The organism is Streptomyces sp. NPDC059832 (assembly GCF_042731715.1).
Lineage (GTDB): Bacteria > Actinomycetota > Actinomycetes > Streptomycetales > Streptomycetaceae > Streptomyces.
Window position 1 is genome coordinate 35,043 of sequence record NZ_JBHWIY010000008.1, and the last position, 18,215, is coordinate 53,257.

The 18,215-nt window shown below is 71.1% G+C and carries 14 protein-coding genes and 1 pseudogene; 5 read left to right on the forward strand and 10 right to left on the reverse strand.

The window, feature by feature from the left end:
* Window positions 1–31: 31 nt before the first annotated feature.
* A complete protein-coding gene (locus ACFV8T_RS16110) occupies window positions 32–1,645 on the reverse strand; it encodes a protein phosphatase 2C domain-containing protein (RefSeq protein WP_385327942.1) in 1,614 nt (537 codons plus the stop codon).
* A gap of 127 nt (window positions 1,646–1,772) precedes the next feature.
* Window positions 1,773–5,537, reverse strand: coding sequence for a S8 family serine peptidase (locus ACFV8T_RS16115; protein WP_385327944.1), 3,765 nt, complete (start codon window positions 5,535–5,537; stop codon window positions 1,773–1,775).
* 209 nt (window positions 5,538–5,746) lie between these two features.
* On the opposite strand from ACFV8T_RS16115, the gene ACFV8T_RS16120 reads away from it, so the two are divergent.
* From ACFV8T_RS16120 to ACFV8T_RS16130, 3 genes and pseudogenes are all read left to right on the forward strand, one after another.
* On the forward strand, window positions 5,747–6,736 hold the full coding sequence (locus ACFV8T_RS16120; RefSeq protein ID WP_385327946.1) for a helix-turn-helix domain-containing protein: 990 nt from the start codon (window positions 5,747–5,749) through the stop codon (window positions 6,734–6,736).
* Window positions 6,737–6,885: 149 nt separating this feature from the next.
* A complete protein-coding gene (locus tag ACFV8T_RS16125; RefSeq protein ID WP_385327948.1) occupies window positions 6,886–7,368 on the forward strand; it encodes a DUF456 domain-containing protein in 483 nt (160 codons plus the stop codon).
* Window positions 7,369–7,638: 270 nt separating this feature from the next.
* Window positions 7,639–9,935 (forward strand): annotated as a pseudogene (locus ACFV8T_RS16130) (glycoside hydrolase family 95-like protein).
* A 43-nt stretch (window positions 9,936–9,978) separates the two neighbouring features.
* On the opposite strand, the gene ACFV8T_RS16135 reads toward ACFV8T_RS16130, so the two are convergent.
* A complete protein-coding gene (locus ACFV8T_RS16135; protein ID WP_385327950.1) occupies window positions 9,979–11,340 on the reverse strand; it encodes a DNA-3-methyladenine glycosylase 2 family protein in 1,362 nt (453 codons plus the stop codon).
* Window positions 11,341–11,442: 102 nt separating this feature from the next.
* The gene (rsgA, locus tag ACFV8T_RS16140; RefSeq protein WP_385327952.1) at window positions 11,443–12,615 is read right to left on the reverse strand and encodes a ribosome small subunit-dependent GTPase A; all 1,173 of its coding nucleotides are present in this window, start codon (window positions 12,613–12,615) and stop codon (window positions 11,443–11,445) included.
* A 374-nt stretch (window positions 12,616–12,989) separates the two neighbouring features.
* Between rsgA and ACFV8T_RS16145 the strand changes: the two genes are divergently transcribed.
* A complete protein-coding gene (locus tag ACFV8T_RS16145) occupies window positions 12,990–13,490 on the forward strand; it encodes a DUF5949 family protein (protein WP_385327953.1) in 501 nt (166 codons plus the stop codon).
* A gap of 159 nt (window positions 13,491–13,649) precedes the next feature.
* Here the strand turns inward: ACFV8T_RS16145 and ACFV8T_RS16150 are convergent, their stop codons facing one another.
* The 6 genes from ACFV8T_RS16150 to ACFV8T_RS16175 all read right to left on the reverse strand — a co-directional run bounded on the left by ACFV8T_RS16150 (window position 13,650) and on the right by ACFV8T_RS16175 (window position 16,731).
* A complete protein-coding gene (locus ACFV8T_RS16150; protein WP_385327954.1) occupies window positions 13,650–14,060 on the reverse strand; it encodes a rodlin in 411 nt (136 codons plus the stop codon).
* A gap of 119 nt (window positions 14,061–14,179) precedes the next feature.
* Window positions 14,180–14,380: a hypothetical protein gene (locus tag ACFV8T_RS16155; protein WP_385327956.1), complete on the reverse strand. Its 201-nt coding sequence runs from the start codon at window positions 14,378–14,380 to the stop codon at window positions 14,180–14,182.
* A 275-nt stretch (window positions 14,381–14,655) separates the two neighbouring features.
* Window positions 14,656–15,066 carry a rodlin gene (locus tag ACFV8T_RS16160; RefSeq protein ID WP_385327958.1) on the reverse strand — a complete coding sequence of 137 codons (411 nt, stop codon included), beginning with the start codon at window positions 15,064–15,066 and terminating at the stop codon, window positions 14,656–14,658.
* Between the two features lie 184 nt (window positions 15,067–15,250).
* Window positions 15,251–15,541: a hypothetical protein gene (locus tag ACFV8T_RS16165; protein ID WP_385327960.1), complete on the reverse strand. Its 291-nt coding sequence runs from the start codon at window positions 15,539–15,541 to the stop codon at window positions 15,251–15,253.
* A 249-nt stretch (window positions 15,542–15,790) separates the two neighbouring features.
* A complete protein-coding gene (locus ACFV8T_RS16170; protein WP_385327961.1) occupies window positions 15,791–16,024 on the reverse strand; it encodes a chaplin in 234 nt (77 codons plus the stop codon).
* A 305-nt stretch (window positions 16,025–16,329) separates the two neighbouring features.
* A complete protein-coding gene (locus ACFV8T_RS16175) occupies window positions 16,330–16,731 on the reverse strand; it encodes a rodlin (protein WP_385327963.1) in 402 nt (133 codons plus the stop codon).
* Window positions 16,732–17,286: 555 nt separating this feature from the next.
* Between ACFV8T_RS16175 and ACFV8T_RS16180 the strand changes: the two genes are divergently transcribed.
* Window positions 17,287–18,156: a chaplin gene (locus ACFV8T_RS16180; RefSeq protein ID WP_385328333.1), complete on the forward strand. Its 870-nt coding sequence runs from the start codon at window positions 17,287–17,289 to the stop codon at window positions 18,154–18,156.
* Window positions 18,157–18,215 lie beyond the last annotated feature (59 nt).

The following is an 18,215-nucleotide window of genomic DNA, read 5'->3' on the forward strand; positions in this document are numbered from 1 at the left end:
TTCCGCATCCATCAACCCATGGCGCGCGCGGTTACGCCTCCCAGACGCCCACGCCCGTACGGTCGTCGGCGTACCCCTTCACCCGCAGCTGGGTGTCGGCGAGGAAGGTGACAAGACCGGGCGCCGTGCCGGGGGCCCAGCGTCCGGCGAGCTCCCGGGCCAGGGCGGGCTCGCCGCGCAGGGGTTCGGCCAGTCCGGGGCTGCACAGCAGCAGGGTGTCCCCCGGCCGGGCCACCGAGCCCCGGAACCGGAACGGTTCTGCCGGTGGGTCGAGCGGGGTCCCGGCGTACGACGACGCGGGGGCGGTGACGGCCGGATCCGTGGTGAGGCGGTCACTGTCGGGGCCGTTCCCGGGGGACGCGGGGCCGGATCCGGCCCCGGAGTCCGCGCCGGTGTCGCCGGCTGCCGGGACCTCCGGTTCGAGGTCCTGCCAGATGCCGTCGCGCAGCCGGAGGAGTCCACCGGCGCCGATGCCGAAGAAGATCCTCGTACGGCATTCGGGGTCCGCCGGCAGCAGGAGGCAGCGCAGGCCCGCGGTGTACTGCCGCGGTTCCTTCCCCAGCTCGGCGGCGCGGGCGCGCAGCTTGCCGTACGTGCGGTCGGTGAGGCGGTTCAGGCCGGACTTGAGGTCTCCGCGGCGGCCCGCCCTTATGTCCTCGGAGAGCCGGGCATGGCTGCGGCCGACCGCTGCGCCGATCCAGCGGCAGGCATCGGCCGCCGCCAGATGCGCCGATTCGGTGGCGCGGGCCCCGGTCGCCACGGCGACCAGGACGAGTGCGTGCTCGTCGGCGCCGAAGCGCGCGGTGAGCAGCGCGTCGCGGCGGGGCTCGCCGCGAAACCGTGCGGAGTCCCCGCGCACGGAGGCGGCGCGCAGGGTGTACGTGCCGTAGCGGGCGCCGTCGAGCGCGGTGTCGGAGACGAGACCGTCCAGCTCCTGCGGGACGGTGGCGGGCAGCGCGGTGGGCTCGGCGTCGTAGGTGGGCGGTCGGTCACCCACATGGCCGATCACGGAAGGGGGGACGGAGGCGGTTTCGCGCTCGGCCTCCGGTGCGGGTACGGCGGGTGAAACGGGTGCGACGGCCGTGGTGTCAGGGGCGGACTGGGCGACGGGCACCGGCGGGGCGGCGGGCCTCTCGGCGACCGGACGTCCGGGCAGCGGCGGCACGGACGGCACGGACACCGCGTCGCCGGTAGGCGGCTCGATCGGCAACTCAATCGGCGGCCCGGTCGGCGGCTCCGGGGCCGGCGGCCGGTCGGGCGCGGGCGGGGGATCTGCAGGAACCGTAGGCGCGGCGAAGGTACGCGGCTGCGACGGGCCGGCCGGGGACGCCCCCGACGCCCGTACGGTCGCGGCGGGCGGCTCCCACGGCGCACGCTCCCCCGCCGGCCTGGGCACGGCCACCGCACTCCGGGACCCGCCCTCCGCCTCCCTCCTCAAAGGCGCCGCCTCCCCCGCGGGCGTCGTCCCCGTCTCCCCGGCGGATCCCCCGCGCCCGCCCGGACCGACCGCGTCCGACGCCGAGTCGAAGCGGTCGTCGAGGCTGTCGGCCGCGTTGCTCGTCCCGGTGTCCCGGGCATTCTCGTCGTACAGCCTGCGCCACCAGTCGTCCTCGTGGGCGGCGGACCTCTCCCCCTGCTGACTCATGACCTTATTGTCGACCGCGGGGGCCGTACGAAAACGGGTCATCCGGAAAAAGTGGCCGCGAACATGGGTCCGCCGGGCGGCCCCACCCCCCACGGGAAGGACGCCCGGCGGACCGGTCAGGTCGTGATCAGCGCACGGCGTACGCGTCGTTCACGGTCTGGATGACGGAGTTGCCGTTGGCGTCCGTCAGTTCGGTCTTCAGGGTGACCGGCTTGCCGGCCGCGCCCGCGTGGTTCACGGTCGCGGTCCAACGGCCGCCCTGCTGTGCGGTGGTCGCGTCGATCCAGGTCTCCCCGCCGTCGTAGGAGTACGAGACCTTGGCCGCGGTCAGCTTGCCGGGCGTGTAACCGGCGTGACCGGTGACGCTGAGGCCGATCGTCTGACCGTCCTTCGCCGCCAGGGTCTTGAGCCCGTCGGCCGCCAGGTCGTAGCCCGGGAAGAGCAGCGGAAGGCCCTGGGAGTAGACGTTCTCGTCGCGCTTCGAACGGAACTTCCACGTGGTCTCGGTGCTGGTGGACCGCTTCCACACGGCGGCGGGCTGACCGAACCTGGTGGTCTGCATGGTGAGTTCGTACGCGGCGTCCTGCGCCGGGACGGTGAACACCCCGGACGGCCAGCCGGACTCGCCGATCACCTTGCCACCGCTGCTCAGGCGCATGCTGCCCAGGTCACCGAAGGAGCCCTGGAGACCGGCGTGCTCGCTGTCGCTCCAGAAGCCCGGGGCGACACCGATCAGGTTGTCCTGGCGCTCGCCGGCGAGCTGGAGCTTGCCGGCGGCGTCACGCGGGGCGGCGGGGGCGGGGATGCCCCGGTACCAGTTCTCCGTACGCTTCGAGCCCGCCGTGTAGGTGCGCGGCTGGTCGACCATCATCTCGCCCCAGGGGAAGCTGGAGGAGAGGTACCGCACCCACGCGGTGTCGCCCGCCGAGTAGTACTCGGTGCGCTTGCCGGGGACCGCGACGGAGTCGGTGACGGCGGAGAACGTCCCGCCGTACGGCCGGTTGATGATCACCGTGTCGACGTAGTCCGCCGCGACGCCCATCGCCTCGTAGTTGGCGGTGACCTTGCCGAGCTTGGTGTCGCGGACCTTGTAGGTGCGGTCCGAGGTGACCGGTCCGGTCTCGGGGAAGGCGAGGTTGTAGACGAACGGGCTGACCGCGGTGGCCTTCCAGCGCAGCTTGACCGGGCCGTCGGCCAGTGCGGCCTTCAGCGCGTCGGCCTCGTTCGTCTCGATGCCGAGCGCGGGCAGCATCGACGGGGCGTAGCCGACGGACGGCTGCCAGGGCCCCGCCGAGGGGCGGTGGGCGATGACGGCCTTGGCGCCGGCGGCCTTGGCGTCGCGCGCCTGGGTGTACATGGAACCCTCGTCACCGACCTCGACCAGGGCGATCTTCCCGGCAACACCCGCGGCCTTCAGTTCGTCGGGGGTACCCGTACCGGCGTCGACGAGTGCGGCCTCGCCCGTGCCGTCGAGGTTGGCGGAACCGGTGCTCGCCACCCTCGGGTGGAGTTCGGCGCCGCCGACGACCGACAGCTTCTCGATCTGCGGGGCGTACGCGCGCCAGAAGCTGGCGAACTCGAAGTCGCCGTCACCCGCCCTGCCCTGCACGTCGGCCAGGTAGTTCCTGACCGCGGAGCCGCCGGTGATGGAGCCCGAGTGCAGCCAGACATCGTCCCAGCTGCGGCCGAACGCGAGCGTCGTGGAGCGGTTCTCGGAGGCCCGGTCCTCGGTCTTCACCTGGATCCGGTGGGCCTTGCGGGCGTCCAGGACCAGGGTGGTGTCCTTGGTGACGTTCAGCTGGGGCCGCGCGAGGTAGGCGACGGACTCGTCCAGGTTGCCGGTGGCGTCCTTCGGGTCGGGCGTGGTGACGAAGCCGGACACGAAGTACGCGCCGGGGCGCACCTGGTAGACCTGGTCGGTGGCGCCCTCGTTGAAGCGGCGCTCACCGCTGGAGGTGTCGGTGCCGATCACGTCGAGCGAGGAGGAGCCCGCGGCGGCCTTGCCGGCACCGTCGACGAGCTTGACCCGCAGCGTGACGGTCTCGGCCCCGACGTACAGCGAGAACGGGGTGGAGACCTTGACGCCGCCGGGGCCGGTGGCCAGCACACGTCCCGTGACGTCGCCGTACTGGGCGGCCTTCAGCTTCGCCGTCGGGTCGATCTTCAGCGGGACCTTGACGGTGGCTCCGGCCGGGACGGTGACGGTGCTCGCGTCGAGCTTCGCGACGGAGGAGCGGACGGCCGAGCCGTCGTTCCCGGTGACGCCCTGGACGCTCAGCGACAGCTTCACCGGCTTGGTGCCGGAGTTGGTGTACGGGACGTCGACCGTGGTGCGGTCGCTCCGGTCCTGCGGCCAGTTGAAGGTGCCGCCCTGGACTGCGGGGGCGCCGACGAGGGTGGTGTCGATGGCGGCCTTGACGTCGAGGCGGCCGCCGCCGGTCTCGCGTACGTCGCCGGGGATGTCGCTCTTCGCGGACGAGACGAGCGCCGCCTTGATCTGCTGGGCGGTCCAGTCGGGGTGACGCTGCTTCACGATGGCCGCGGCGCCCGCGACATGCGGGGTGGCCATCGACGTACCGGACATCGTCTGGTACGCGTGGATGCCGCGGCCACCGGCCGCCGCGGCCGAGATGGCGACGCCGGGGGCGGCGATCTCGGGCTTGAGGGTGTGCGATCCGATCACGGGTCCGCGGCTGGAGAACTGGGCCGTGGTGTCGTCGCGGTCGACGGCGCCGACGGTCAGCACGCTCGGGGCACAGCCGGGCGAGGAGACGGTGTTCAGCGTCGGGCCCGAGTTGCCGGCCGCGATCACGAACAGGGTGCCCTTGTTCTGCGCGAGTTCCTCGGCGGCGACGCTCATCGGGTCGGTGCAGTCGGTCGGCTCCGGGCTGCCGAGGCTCATGGAGACGACGTCGGCCTTCTGGTCGACGGCCCACTGCATGCCGGCGATGATCCAGGACTCGGCGCCGGAGCCGCTGTCGTTGAGGACCTTGCCCGCGAGCAGGTCGGCGCCGGGGGCGACGCCCTTCTTCTTGCCGCCGCTGGCCGCGCCGGAGCCGCCGACGGTGGAGATGGTGTGGGTGCCGTGGCCCTGCCGGTCGTCGGTGCTGTCGGAGTCGGTGAAGTTCTCCGAGGCGGTGACCCGGCCCTTGAGGTCGGGGTGTTCGGCATCGACACCGGTGTCGAGGACGGCGACCTTGGTGCCCTTGCCGTCGTATCCGGCGGCCCAGGCGAGGTCGGCGCCGATCTGCTTGGTGGACCGGTCGAGGGTGGCCTGAACCTTGCGGTCGAGCCAGAGCTTCTTCAGACCGGAGGCCGAGCGGGACCGGGTGTCGGTGACGTCCGACCAGAAGTCGGCGGCCTTCGTCTTCTCGGCCTTGAGGGCGACACCGTCGATGGCGTCGAGCGCGAGTCCGCGCTTGGCGCCGCGCGGGGTGGCGAGCGCGGAGCGGGCCTGCTCCTTGCCGTAGACCGCGATCAGCGGCAGCGACTTGGTGTGCGCGTCGTCGTAGCCCTGCCGGATGAGGCCGGTGACGTTGAAGAGTTCCTCGTCGACCTTGCCCGCGGCCAGCGCGGCGGCGGCGGTGTCGGGGTAGACGTACAGGTCCTTGCCGGACTGCCTGGTCTGTACGAGGGGTACGGTCCCGTCCTCACGGGGCAGCGCGGTGACCGACGTGGCTCCCGAACCGCCCGTGCTCACCAGGACCTTGTCGCCGGTGACCAGCGTCACGGTGACCGGCTTGCCCTTCTTCGCCTCGGCGGCGACGCTGCCGGTCAGTGGTCTCTTCCCTGTCGCGTCGTCCTGCGGCGCTGCCGCTGACGGTGCGATCGCGGTGACGGCCAGGACGGCGGCGGTGGCCGCTCCCAGCGCCGTGCGCGATATCGGACGCATCGCTCTCCCCAAGTGAATCCGGAATCAACTGCGCAAACCGCAGCCTTCCGGAGGTTGTTGGTACTGCGGTGGCGCCACATTGGCAGAGCGACGGGCGATAAAGGGATGATGTACACGGCGGGTTTACGCCGTGGCCGCTTTCCGCCACGACCGGGCGCCCGACGACAGTGACAGGGTGCGGAATCAATCCGTCCGGGAGGGGTCCGGGGATGCTGGGAGCCATAGGTCTCGACGAGATACAGGAGTCGGCGTACCGCGCGCTCGTGGCGGTGGGAGCCGCGGAGGTCGCCGATCTCGCGCACCGGCTGTGCCTTCCCGAACCGGACACCGAGCGGGCCTTGCGCAGGCTGGAACAGCACGGCCTGGCCGCGCAGGCATCGGCCCGCACCGGACGCTGGGTGGCGGCGCCGCCGGGTGTGGCGCTCGGGGCGCTGCTGACCCAGCAGCGCCATGAGCTGGAGCAGGCGGAGCTGGCGGCGGCGCTGCTCGCCGAGGAGTACCGGGCGGAGGCCGCCGAACCGGCCGTGCACGATCTGGTCGAGGTGGTCACCGGGGCGAGCGCGGTGTCGCACCGATTCCATCAGTTGCAGCTAGGTGCGACGAGCGAGGTGTGCGCCCTGGTGACCGGGAAGCCGATCGCCGTCAGCGGGATGGAGAACGAGGCCGAGGAGCGGGCCGCGACGCGCGGGGTGTCGTACCGGGTGGTGGTCGAGCGGGAGCTGCTGTCGCTGCCGTTCGGGATTCTGGAGCTGTCGGCGGCGCTGAGCCGGGACGAGCAGTGCCGGGTCATCGACCGGGTGCCGACCAAGCTGGTCGTCGCCGACCGCGCCCTGGCGATGGTGCCGCTGACCGGACGCGGCGCCGAGCCGGCCGCCCTGGTGGTCCATTCCTCCGGGCTGCTGGAGTCGCTGATGGGGCTCTTCGAGGCGGTGTGGCGCGAGGCGATGCCGCTCAGGCTGGGCGAGAGCGGCCGGCCGCAGGAGGAGGACATGGGGCCCGATCCGACGGACCTGGAGATCCTGTCGCTGCTGCTGGCCGGGCTGACGGACGCGAGCGTGGCGAAACAGCTGGAGCTGGGGTTGCGGACCGTGCAGCGAAGGGTGAAGGGCCTGATGGAGCTGACGGGCGTCTCGACCCGGCTGCAATTGGGCTGGCACGCGTACGAACGAGGCTGGGTGTCCCGCACACCACGGGCTTGAGCAGGGCCCGCCGGATGCCCCGGGCCGGTGCGAGGGCGGCGCCGACGGCGTGCCGATACGGCTCCGGTACGGCTCTGAGCTGCGCCGACGGCCTCCGCCTCCGGGAGCGCTGACGGGCGGGACCGGCCGGACTCCGGCAGGCTGGACAGATGGGTGTGTGGCAACTCGTCGCCGTCGGCCTCGTCATGCTCCTCGGCCTGCTGGGCGTGCTGGTGCCGGGGGCACCGGGACAGGCGATCGTCTGGGCCGCCGTGCTGTGGTGGGCGCTCACCGACACGACGCCGGTCGCCTGGGGCGTACTCATGGGCGCGACGGCGCTGCTGCTGCTGAACCAGGCGCTGAAGCCGTTGCTGCCGCCGCGCCGCCCGCGCGAGACGGGGGCGCCGCGCAAGACGCTGATGCTCGGCGGGATCGGCGCGATCGTGGGCTTCTTCGTGGTGCCGGTGATCGGCGGAGTGGCCGGATACGTGGGGGCCATCTACGGGGCGGAGCGACTGCGGCTCGGCAGCCGCGGGGCGGGCTGGACATCGGTGCGCTCGGTGATGCGGGCGACCGGCTATTCGGTACTCGTCGAGCTCTTCGCGTGCCTCCTGGTGGCGGGGGCCTGGCTGGGCGCGGTGATCTGGGGCTGATCACGCCCCGCCCTCCCGTACATCTGGCTGACTCCAATCAGATACGCGGCAACACATCGGATCTCTCCCGCTCCATTGACGCAGCAATGCCTCGCGCCTACCTTCCCTCAAGGAATAGCTCGGATGAATTGAGCGCCTGCGTACGAGCCGCCAGGAGAAGCCTTGCCCACAGCACCGGACCCCTCCCGCACGCCCCGGACCGAAGCCTCGTCACCGTCCCCTTCCCGGCCGTCCCCTTCCCGGAGAACGGTTCTCGCCACCGGCACCGCGATCGGCGGCATCCTCGTGGTCGGCGGTGCGGCCGTCCCGGCCCGAGCAGCCACCCCGGCCGCGCCGGGGCCCGCCGTCCCGGCGCCCACCACCGTGCACTCCCCCGGCGACAGCTGGCGCACCGTCCTCGACGACGCCGACCTGCTCTGGCAGAAGCTGCCGAAGGCCTGGTACGAGGGCCCGTATCTGGGCAACGGCCGCCTCGGCTCCGGCATCTACGCGGAGCCCGGCGCCACCACCCGGGCCATCCGCTTCAACGTCCAGCACTCCGAGGTCCAGGACCACCGCCCCGAGTTCGGTTCGCTCTTCGGCCTCGCCCGCCTCCCCATCGGCCACTTCACCCTGGAGCCGGTCGGCACCATCACGGGCGTCGAGTGGTGGATGCGGCTGCGCACCGCCCAGCTCGAAGGCACCGTCACCACGACCGCCGGCACCCTGGAGCTCCGCGCCTTCGTCCACTCCACCACCGATCTGCTCACCGTGGAGGTCACCCCGAGCGCGGGCGAACAGGACTTCCGCTGGGTCTTCCACCCGGCCGAGGCGATCAGCCCGCGAGCCGCCTTCAAGCCCCTGCCGGACGGCTACACCGGCAACCCTCCCGCCCTGACCGAGCAGCACGGCGGGACCACCGCGGCCGTCCAGCCGCTGCTCGCGGGCGGTCAGCACGTCACCGCCTGGCGCGAACGCACCAGGGGAGCCGGCCGCACCCTGTACGTCACGGTCGCGCACTCCCACCCCGCGGCAACGGCCCGGGACCGTGCGCTGCGTACCGTGAAGACCGCTTCCGCGCTCCCGTACGGTCCGCTCGCCGCACCTCATCGCACCTGGTGGGACCGGTTCTACCGGAAGAGCTTCCTGTCCCTGCCCGATGCCCGGCTCCAGCGCTTCTACTGGATCCAGCTCTACAAGACCGCGTCGGCGGCCCGCAAGGACGCCCCGGTGATGGCCACCTCCGGCCCCTGGCTGGAGCCCACCCCCTGGCCCAACACCTGGTGGAACCTCAACGTCCAGCTGGAGTACTGGCTGATCCACGGCTCCAACCACCTGGAGCTGGACGCGGTCACGCGCGCCCTGAGCGAATTCCGCGACCAGCTCTCGCGCGAGGTCGCCGCCCCCTACCGGGCCGACTCGGCCGGCATCCCCCGCACCACCGACCCCCAACTGGTCAATGGCGCCTCGGTCGCCGACGGCGGCTACGGGGTCGGCATCCCCGGCCAGGACCCGCCCACCCCCGAGGTCGGCAACCTGACCTGGGCGCTGCACAACGTATGGCTCTCCTACCGCCACACCATGGACGAGTCGATCCTGCGCGACACGCTCTTCCCGTTGCTGCGCAAGGCGGTCAACTACTACCTGCACTTCCTGACGCCCGGCGCGGACGGCAAGCTGCACCTCCCGGCAACGTTCTCCCCCGAGTACGGTGTCAACGCCCCCGACTGCAACTACGACCTCATGCTGCTGCGTTGGGGCTGCCGCACCCTGCTGGATTCGGCCGAGCAGCTCGGCGTCCACGACCCGCTGACGGCCCGCTGGCAGGAGGTCCTGGCCAGGCTCGCGCCGTACCCGGTCGACGCCAACGGGTTCATGATCGGCGCCGGGGTCCCGTTCGCGCAGTCGCACCGCCACTACTCGCACATGCTCGCGGTGTATCCGCTGTACGAGCTGACGGGCGCGACGGCCGGCGAACGCGCTCTGATCGAGAAGTCCCTCGCCCACTGGGTGGGCTTCGAAGGCGCCCTGCAGGGCTACACCTTCACCGGCGCCGCGTCGATGTCCGCGCTGCTCGGCAAGGGCGAGGACGCGCTGAAGTACCTCGGTCAGCTGATGAGCCGCTTCATCCAGGCGAACACCATGTACAAGGAGCGGGCCCGGTCATCGAGACCCCGCTGTCGGCGGCCCAGTCCCTGCACGACATGGTCTGCCAGTCGTGGGGCGGCACGATCAGGGTCTTCCCGGCGCTGCCCGACGCCTGGCGGGAGCTGACCGTGCACGACTTCCGGACCCAGGGCGCGTTCCTGCTCAGTGCGGTACGCGAGGAGGGCCGGACCCGCTGGGTGCGGCTGACCAGCGAGGCCGGCGCACCCTGTGTCGTACGCCACGGCATCGACGGCCCGGTGGAGATCCGCGACCGGCACGGACGGCCACTGGCTCACGAGGAATCGGCCGACGGCACGGTACGCATCCACCTCCGCACGGGCGACTCGGCGCTGATCACGGCGAGGGGCGACCGCCCGGACCTGGCCATCCGCCCGGTGACGGCGAACGAACCCGCGCCACGCTGGGGCCTGCCGGCGTAGGGCCTGTCCGACCCTGATCCGCCGGACAGGCCCCCGGGCCCGCTCACAACAGGCCCAGGAGCCCCAGATGGCGCACCCCGTACGAACGCCAGGGCCGCCACAGGTCCGACTCGGGCCGCTCTTCCGGATCCACATCCGGATCGCCGAGCGCACGCATCCTGATCAGCGCCGCGGCTGCCGGGCCGATCCCCGGCAGCCGTAGCAGCGCCTGCTCGGCCTCGTCGCGGTCGGCCCCGGCGTCGAGCCGTACGTCCCCGTCGGCGAGCGCGGACGCCAGCGCCCCGAGCTCCGTGCCGTCCGCCGCCCCGGCCAGCACGCCCGGCTCGGGGAACACATGCGTGAGCCCGCCGCAGGGCACGTCCAGGAGCTTCCCGTACGTCTCCACGAGCCGCTCCGCCTCGTCCCTGCCCACCAGCGTCCGTACCGCGAACTCCTCCGGATCCGCGGCACCGGGCGAACGCAGCCCGGGGCGGGCGGCGACGCCCGGTGCGAGTCGCGGGTCGGCGCCGAGCCGCTCGTCGACGGCGTACGGATCGGCGTCCAGATCCAAGAGCCGCCGCAGTCGCTGGACGGCCGTCGTCAGGTCCCGCAGGTCCGTGAGGTGGATCCGGGCCTCCAGCCAGGACCCGGCGGACCGCTCGTCGACGGCCACGATGCCCGTGCCGTACGGAAGCCGCAGGGTGCGCCGGTAGGTACGGGCGCCGGCCGCACCACTGACCTCCTCGATCCGGGCGACCGTCTCACCGGCCAGAAGATCGAAGACCTCGCGGGCCGCGTACGGCCCCCGGTGGGCGAGCCTCAGCGGGATCCCGGTGGTCCGTGCCTCCCGGACCGCCGCTCCCAGCCCCGTCCCGGCCTCGGCCCGCAGCGCACTCGGCGTGCGGGCGTAGATCTGCCGGATCGTGTCGTTGAACTGGCGCACACTGGCGAAGCCCGCGGCGAAGGCGATCTCCGTCACGGGCAGCCCGGTCGTCTGGAGCAGCACGCGCGCGGTGTGGGCCCGCTGGGCGCGGGCGAGCGCGACCGGGCCCGCGCCCAGCTCGGCGTTGAGCTGCCGCTGCACCTGGCGCGAGCTGTAGCCGAGCCGGTGGGCGAGACCGGGCACGCCCTCCCGGTCGACCACACCGTCGCCGATCATCCGCATGGCCCGGCCCACGACATCGGCCCGGACGTTCCAGTCCGCCGAGCCGGGCACGGCGTCCGGGCGGCAGCGCCGACAGGCCCGGAAACCATGGCCCTGCGCGGCGGCCGCGGTCGGGTAGAAGCGGACGTTCTTCCGCTTGGGCGTGACGGCGGGGCAGCTCGGCCGGCAGTAGATGCCGGTCGTTTCGACGGCGAAGAAGAACTCCCCGTCGAATCGGGCGTCGCGGCTGCTCACCGCCTCGTACCTGGTCCGTTCGTCCATCACACCGTCCAGTGTGCGGCACCCGCCGGTACCGCACTCGCGGTTTTCGGACGTGGACCACCGGCCTACGACCGTGGCCGGTCGCGGAGCGGGGAACCGCCTCTACCGCACCCGGCCCCGCTTCGCGTTCATGGCTGCCCGGCCCTCGGCGCCCTTGCGCTTCCAGTCGCGCAGGATCTCCGACCGCACCCGGGCGTCGGTCTTGGCGACGATGCGCTGGTTCTCGCGCAGCAGCTTGCGGAAGCTGTCGAGGCGCCGTTCGTGCAGCGAACCGTCCTCGATCGCGGCGAGCACCGCGCAGCCGGGCTCCGTCTCATGGGCGCAGTCGTGGAACCGGCACTGCTCGGCCAGCTCCTCGATCTCGGAGAAGACCTGGCCGACACCGGCCTCCGCGTCCCAGAGCCCGACCCCGCGCAGCCCGGGGGTGTCGATCAGCACGCCCCCGGAGGGCAGAACCAGCAGATTGCGGGTGGTGGTGGTGTGCCGGCCCTTGCCGTCGACGTCACGGGCGGCCTGCACCTCCATCACGTCGGCGCCGAGAAGGGTGTTGGCGAGGGTCGACTTGCCCGCACCGGACGCCCCGAGCAGCACGCTCGTGCCGCCCGAGACGATGGCGGAGAAGACATCGAGCCCCTCCCCAGTGGCGGAGCTGACGGTCAGCACCTGCACACCGGGGGCGACGCCCTCGATGTCCTGGACGAGGTACGACAGCGTGGCGGCGTCCGGTACGAGGTCGGCCTTGGTCAGCACCACGATCGGCTCGGCGGCGCCGTCCCCGGCCGGCCCGCCGTCCCGCAGCAGCGCGTCACCGCTGGAGCTGGACATCGCGAGCGCGAGGAAGCGCTCCACCCGTCCCAGGTCGAACTCGACCGCGAGCGAGAGGCAGATGACGATGTGGTCCACGTTGGTGGCGAGCACCTGTCCTTCGGAGCGCTGCGACGACGTCGAGCGGACGAAGGCGGTACGCCGCGGCAGCAGCGTCCGTACGAACTGCGGATCACCGTCCGGGTCGACGGCGACCCAGTCGCCGGTGCAGACGATCCGCATCGGATCGCGCGGGACGACGAAGGCGGTGTCGGCCCGGAGCGTGCCGTGCGGGGTGACGACGTCGCACTGGCCGCGGTCCACCCGCACCACGCGTCCGGGCAGCAGACCCTGCTCGGCGTACGGTGCGAATTCGGCCGCCCACGCGTCGTCCCAGCCGTACGGGGACAGCGGATGCGACGCGGACGAGCCCTGAAGAGAAGAAGCGGACGGAAAAGACGGGAAAGACAAGGGAAACCCTTCAAAGGGGTGGCCCCGGCAACGCGCAGACGGCGCGGAGAGTTACGGAGTAGGTCAGCCGGCGACCACGGGGGTGGGAACGATGCTCTTCGGGTTGTGGGCAGCGCCCATCGCAGCGACAGTCATCACGATCCTCACCTCCTGGTTCAAGCACGGGACCGACAGCGGTGATTGGTCTCCGCCGTCCGGAACAGTGGACACCATAGTCCGTCCGCGTCGGGCGGCTCAACACATTTGATCGCAGCCGTGGGCAGCCGTCGGGCGGAGACGATTCGAGCCGCATCCATCAGTGATATCCGGCTATCTCCCTCGATCAGGTGATACTCATGCACAACGACCGGTCCGGGGCCGTTATGGTGCCGAGCATGACCTCACCCCAGACCTCCACCGGCACGTTCGCACAAGCCCAGTTGGGCACGATCACACTGATCGGGTGGAGCGGCGAACACCCCGCCGACGGCAACGACGTCGCCTTCCTTCTCGTCTACTCGCTGGGCGACGGTACGGACGGCCCCGCCGCCGGCGAGGCCGCCATGCGCGTGGCCCTGGAACGCACCGGACTGCCGGTCGGCAGCGCTCCCGTGTACGCCGCCGAGACCCCTGGGCTCCAGGTGAAGCTGCTCGTCCAGGCCGGTCAGGCGGTCCTGACGCTGCCTCACTTCACGGCCCAGTACCCCGCACCGCCCGAGTGGCTGGCCGCGGCCGGCCGGCGGGGCGAGGTGCATGCGATGTTCGCCACCCGCCCGTGGCCCCAGGGCGAACCGGGCCGACCGGTGAGCGAGGAGCAGCTGCGGTCCTTCGCGGCCGACCCGGAGGTCATCACGACCGCCGCCCACTGCGTCCTTCCGGTACGCAGCCTGGGCTGACCCGCCCGGGTACGCCGGATGCCCACCGCCCCCGTGGCGCGGTGGGCATCCTCATGCGTGGAGCCCTGGGGCAGTGCCCCGGATCCTGCCTGTGCGGCGCGGTGCGCCGCGGTGCGGGCGACCTCGGGGAATCCCCGGGCAGTCCGCACGTCGGTCACATCAGTCGTTGGCGATCCCGTTGCCCGAGAGCACCGGGATGTCGTCGACGAGGTGCGACAGCGGCTCGTCACCCTTGGCCTGGGTGGAGTTGTCGGCGCACTGCTGGTTCTGCGGCGAGGCCAGGACATTGACGTCCTGGACCGCGACCGGCACCGGCAGACCGGCGAGCGAACCGACGTTGGCCTTGAGCGGCAGGCCGACGCAGGCCTTGTTCAGCGCGCCCTGGACGAGCTGGACCTGCGGGCTGCCGTCGCCGCGGGTCACGCTGTTGCCGAACTCGTCCACGGCGCCGTTGCCGTTGACCGACGTGGTGCCCCCGTCGTTGCCGATCGCCATGGCCGCAGGGGCCACTGCGGCGGACAGGCCGACCAGGGACACGGCCACTGCTGCGCCGGCCATCATCTTCTTCATCACGCTTCACCTTTCGGAGCGTCCCGTTGTGGAACGTACTGATCAACCCGCTACGGAAGCGTCGGTTCCGCAGTACCACTCAAACGGGTTCGATCCGGCATGAGTTCGATCGTCTTCGGTCACCCGTCGACGGCTTCACCGGAGGTGCGGGCTGCGGGGACCCGGCTTCCCGCGCACGGCCGGTCGGGCTCCGCGGGCGGCGCCGGCTCCGGGCCGCCGCGGGCCGCCTGCCACTCGGCGAGCAGCCGGTCGTAGATGGGTGTGCCGTCCTGTGCGTGCCGCTGCCGGCCGCGGGGGCGTTGACTGTCGTACTGGTCCATGAATGGCCCCTACCCGGTGCGGCGGGTGATGTCCGCCGTCACTACGGCAACCGGCCCAGTCCACCCGCCCCTTCGAGGGCCGTGGCGCCCCGGACACCCGAGTCCGGACACACGAGTGGGGCCGACGCGTCCGGGCGGCCGACGAACGGCTGCCGTGCGGATACGTCGACCCCACGGGTGTTTCGGGTACTGCGTACAGGCAGGCTCGAAGCTGCCCGCGGCACGCTCCCCTGCCGGTTCGAACACCGGCGAGGAGCGCCCGGAGCGGTACGGCCTTAGTTGTTGCCGACGCCGTTGCCGGACAGGACCGGGATGTCGTCCAGGATGTGCGACAGCGGCTCGTCACCCTTGGCCTGGGTGGAGTTCTCCGTGCACTGCTGGTTCTGGGGCGAGGACAGGACGTTGAGGTCCTGGACCGAGACCGGGACGGCCCCGAGGACCGAACCGACGTTGGCCTTGGCCGGCAGCGCGATGCAGGGCTTGTTGAGCGAGCCCTGGACGAGCGCGAACTGCGGGCTCATGTCGCCGTGGGTGGCGGAGTTGCCGTACGACTGGATGGCGTCGTTGCCGTTGACCGACGTCGTGCCACCATCATTGCCGATGGCCATGGCCTGCGGGGCGATCGCGGCGGAGACGCCGACGATCGAAGCAGCGACGGCTGCCGAGGCCATAATCTTCTTGATCATGAAATAGCCCTTCTGGGTTTTCTGTTGCCCGCCTGTCCGGAGCGCCCTGATCAACTCACGACAACGGGGATGGTTGTGCGGATTCACTCGAACGGTGCTTTTACGTTCGGTTGTTCGCCGAATTCACAGCACCGGAGGAATACGAAAGGACGGGGCCGGCGGGGAACTGCCGTGGCGCGACGGATCAGCCGCCGAGCGGCAGACCGCCCATGAGCGGGGCCGCACCCTTGGCCGCGCCGGTCGCCTGGCCGGCCAGCTTGGCGACGGTACCGTTCTTCTGCACCGACTCCGCGGCGCCGCCGACCGTGTTCACGATCGGGTCGACAGACTTCGGGGCGTTCTCCACCGCCTGGTTGACGCCTCCGTTGAGGCTGAAGTTGGGGGCCGTGGCGTTGGTGACGGCGAAGGCGGGAGCAGCCGTTCCGAGAGCAACCACGGAACCGGCAACGAACGCAGCAGTCTTCGCGTACTTCACTATCGGGTTCCCTTCTGCAGCGGCATCTGTTTCGGTCGCGTACCCGCGCCGCACGAGCCTTCTTTAGCCGTGCCTTCTGCCGCTTTCGCCCTGGGTAACGATGCGGTTGCGACACGGCAACTGGACGGCGTCGGTTTTTCTGCGGGACCACCCGATCGAATGCCGGAAGGCAAGGGGGAAGGCCCCGGACCGCGCGGGAATGCGATCCGGGGCCTTCGGTCACGAGCGTTCGGCTCGTCCGACCAGAGGTCAGGCGTTGACGCAGGTGCTGCCGAAAGTGGGGTTGAGCAGACCGATCGCGTTCACGGTGTTGCCGCACAGGTGGAGCGGAACGTGGATCGGAGCCTGAACGTTGTTGCCGGACACCAAGCCCGGGGAGAAAGCAGCGCCGCCCTCGGCACCGGAGTCGGCGAATGCGGGCGCGGCGGCACCCATCGCCATCAGGGTTCCGGCGGCGATGGCGGCAACCTTGGTGTACTTCACTTTGTTCCCTTTCTTTGACGGAGTCCGAAGCGGCCACGTCTTTCGTGCCGCACGAGTGCGAATCCGATCACCCGTAACCCCGCCGATGTAATTCGTAACGATTTCAGACCGCAGACGAAACTCTTCTGGCGGAAGATTCTCGAAAGATCGCCCGAACGATGCAACATCGATCGCTCGATATCACCGGAAAGGTCTTCCGACAATCGGATGCGCCACTGCCGGGGGACGACAGCAACAGGCCCGGGACGCGCGGAGGAGGAACGCCGGCGGCCCGGGCCTGTCGTTGCGGCTGGATCAGCTGCGGATCAGCTGTTGCCGGCACCGTTGCCGGAGAGCACCGGGATGCCGTCCAGGATGTGCGACAGCGGCTCGTCGCCCTTGGCCTGGGTGGAGTTCTCCGTGCACTGCTGGTTCTGCGGCGAGGACAGCACGTTGATGTCCTGGGCCGCGACCGGGATCAGGCCGATGAGCGAGCCGACGTTGGCCTTGGCCGGCAGGCCGATGCACGGCTTGTTCAGGCTGCCCTGGACCAGACCGAACTGCGGGCTGCCGTCACCGTGGGTCTCGGCGTTGCCGAACGACTGCGAGGCTCCGTTGCCGTTGATCGAGGTCGTACCGCCGTCGTCGCCGATGGCCATGGCCTGCGTCGCGCCCAGACCGAGGACGGAGGCGGCAACGGCACCCGTAGCCAGAACCTTCTTGATCACGATTAACCCTTCTCGTACCGAATGCCCCGTACCGGAGCGCCCTGCCCAACTCACGACCGGGCGTTTGGTTCTCTCCGTTCACCCGAATGCCAGGGGTGCACGCACAGCAGTACGAAAAAGCGCTTCAAGGGCTCGTCTGCGGAATCGATCCGCCCGGCTGTTCCACGGCCCCCAGCAGCCGTTTTCCCACCCGCCGACCCGAGCGCCCCTACACGCCGGGCGGGGTCGGTTCCCACCCGAACGCGTACTCCATTCGTGTGGACACACAACTTCCACGACCATTCTGGTTTCCTCGACAAACCCTCCTCGTTATGAGTGTCACAAGCGTGCAGTTCGGGCGCTTGACCGGCAGAAGCCAAGGACTCTTCAACATGAAGCGCACGTCTTCGTGGTCTCTGCGCTTTCCGTAACCGCCGCTTACCGAGTCGCGCACAGGCACCGCCGGGGTGGCCTCCGGCGGCCTCCGCACCGGCCTGACCAATGAACTGCGAGCGTTCCGCTCGCACGGAATGTCCTAAGAAGGGGCAATCAATGCGAAAAGCCTTGAGTAAGAGCGTGCTGGTGATGGCGGCGGCATCAGGGATCCTGACCGCAGCCGGCGGATACGCGTTCGCGGATGCCTCCGCCGACGGCGCGGCCGTCGGTTCGCCCGGCGTCGGCTCGGGCAACAACCTGCAGGTCCCGGTGCACGTGCCGGTCAACGTGTGTGGCGACACGGCGAATGTGATCGGTCTGCTGGACCCCGCGTTCGGCAACGAGTGCGTGAACGCGGACGGTCAGGGCGGCGGGGACCAGGGTGCGAGCGCCGAGGGCGGCGGGGACCAGGGTGCGAGTGCCGAGGGCGGCGGGGACCAGGGTGCGAGTGCCGAGGGCGGCGCGGTCGGCTCCGCCGGGGTGCTGTCCGGCAACAACATCCAGGCTCCGGTGGACGTTCCGGTCAACGTGTGCGGCGACACCGTCGACGTCATCGGTCTGCTGAACCCTGAGTTCGGGAACAAGTGCGGCAACGAGTCCGGTGGGCAGGAGACCCCGCCGCCGCCGGTGCACCCGCCGCACAAGCCGCCGGTGCATCCCCCGCACAAGCCCCCGGTCTACCCGCCGCACAAGCCGCCGACGACGCACAAGCCGCCGCACCACCACACTCCGGACTGCCCTCCCCCGCACCACAAGCCGCCCACGCACCACAAGCCTCCGACCCACCACCAGCCGCCGACCCACCACCAGCCTCCGACCCACCACCAGCCGCCGGCGCATCACCACCAGCCGCCGACGCACCACCACCACCACAAGCCGCACCACCACAGGCCGCCGGAGCTGGCGCACACCGGTGCCGACGCCAACCTGGGGATGGCCGGCGGAGCCGCCGCGGCCATGGTGCTCGGTGGAACCGTGCTGGTCCGCCGTACCCGCGCCTCGAAGAGCTGACCGGCGCGGTCGACAGCTAGCGGACCGAAAAGAAGCGGTCCGTCGTCCCGGCCGGGGCT

Coding starts and splice junctions, on each gene's coding strand:
- ACFV8T_RS16110 (WP_385327942.1), bottom strand. CDS start 1,645: ATGAGTCAGCAGGGGGAGAGGTCCGCCGCCCACGAGGACGACTGGTGG.
- ACFV8T_RS16125 (WP_385327948.1), top strand. CDS start 6,886: ATGGGTGTGTGGCAACTCGTCGCCGTCGGCCTCGTCATGCTCCTCGGC.
- ACFV8T_RS16150 (WP_385327954.1), bottom strand. CDS start 14,060: ATGAAGAAGATGATGGCCGGCGCAGCAGTGGCCGTGTCCCTGGTCGGC.
- ACFV8T_RS16135 (WP_385327950.1), bottom strand. CDS start 11,340: ATGGACGAACGGACCAGGTACGAGGCGGTGAGCAGCCGCGACGCCCGA.
- ACFV8T_RS16145 (WP_385327953.1), top strand. CDS start 12,990: ATGACCTCACCCCAGACCTCCACCGGCACGTTCGCACAAGCCCAGTTG.
- ACFV8T_RS16120 (WP_385327946.1), top strand. CDS start 5,747: ATGCTGGGAGCCATAGGTCTCGACGAGATACAGGAGTCGGCGTACCGC.
- ACFV8T_RS16155 (WP_385327956.1), bottom strand. CDS start 14,380: ATGGACCAGTACGACAGTCAACGCCCCCGCGGCCGGCAGCGGCACGCA.
- ACFV8T_RS16115 (WP_385327944.1), bottom strand. CDS start 5,537: ATGCGTCCGATATCGCGCACGGCGCTGGGAGCGGCCACCGCCGCCGTC.
- ACFV8T_RS16160 (WP_385327958.1), bottom strand. CDS start 15,066: ATGATCAAGAAGATTATGGCCTCGGCAGCCGTCGCTGCTTCGATCGTC.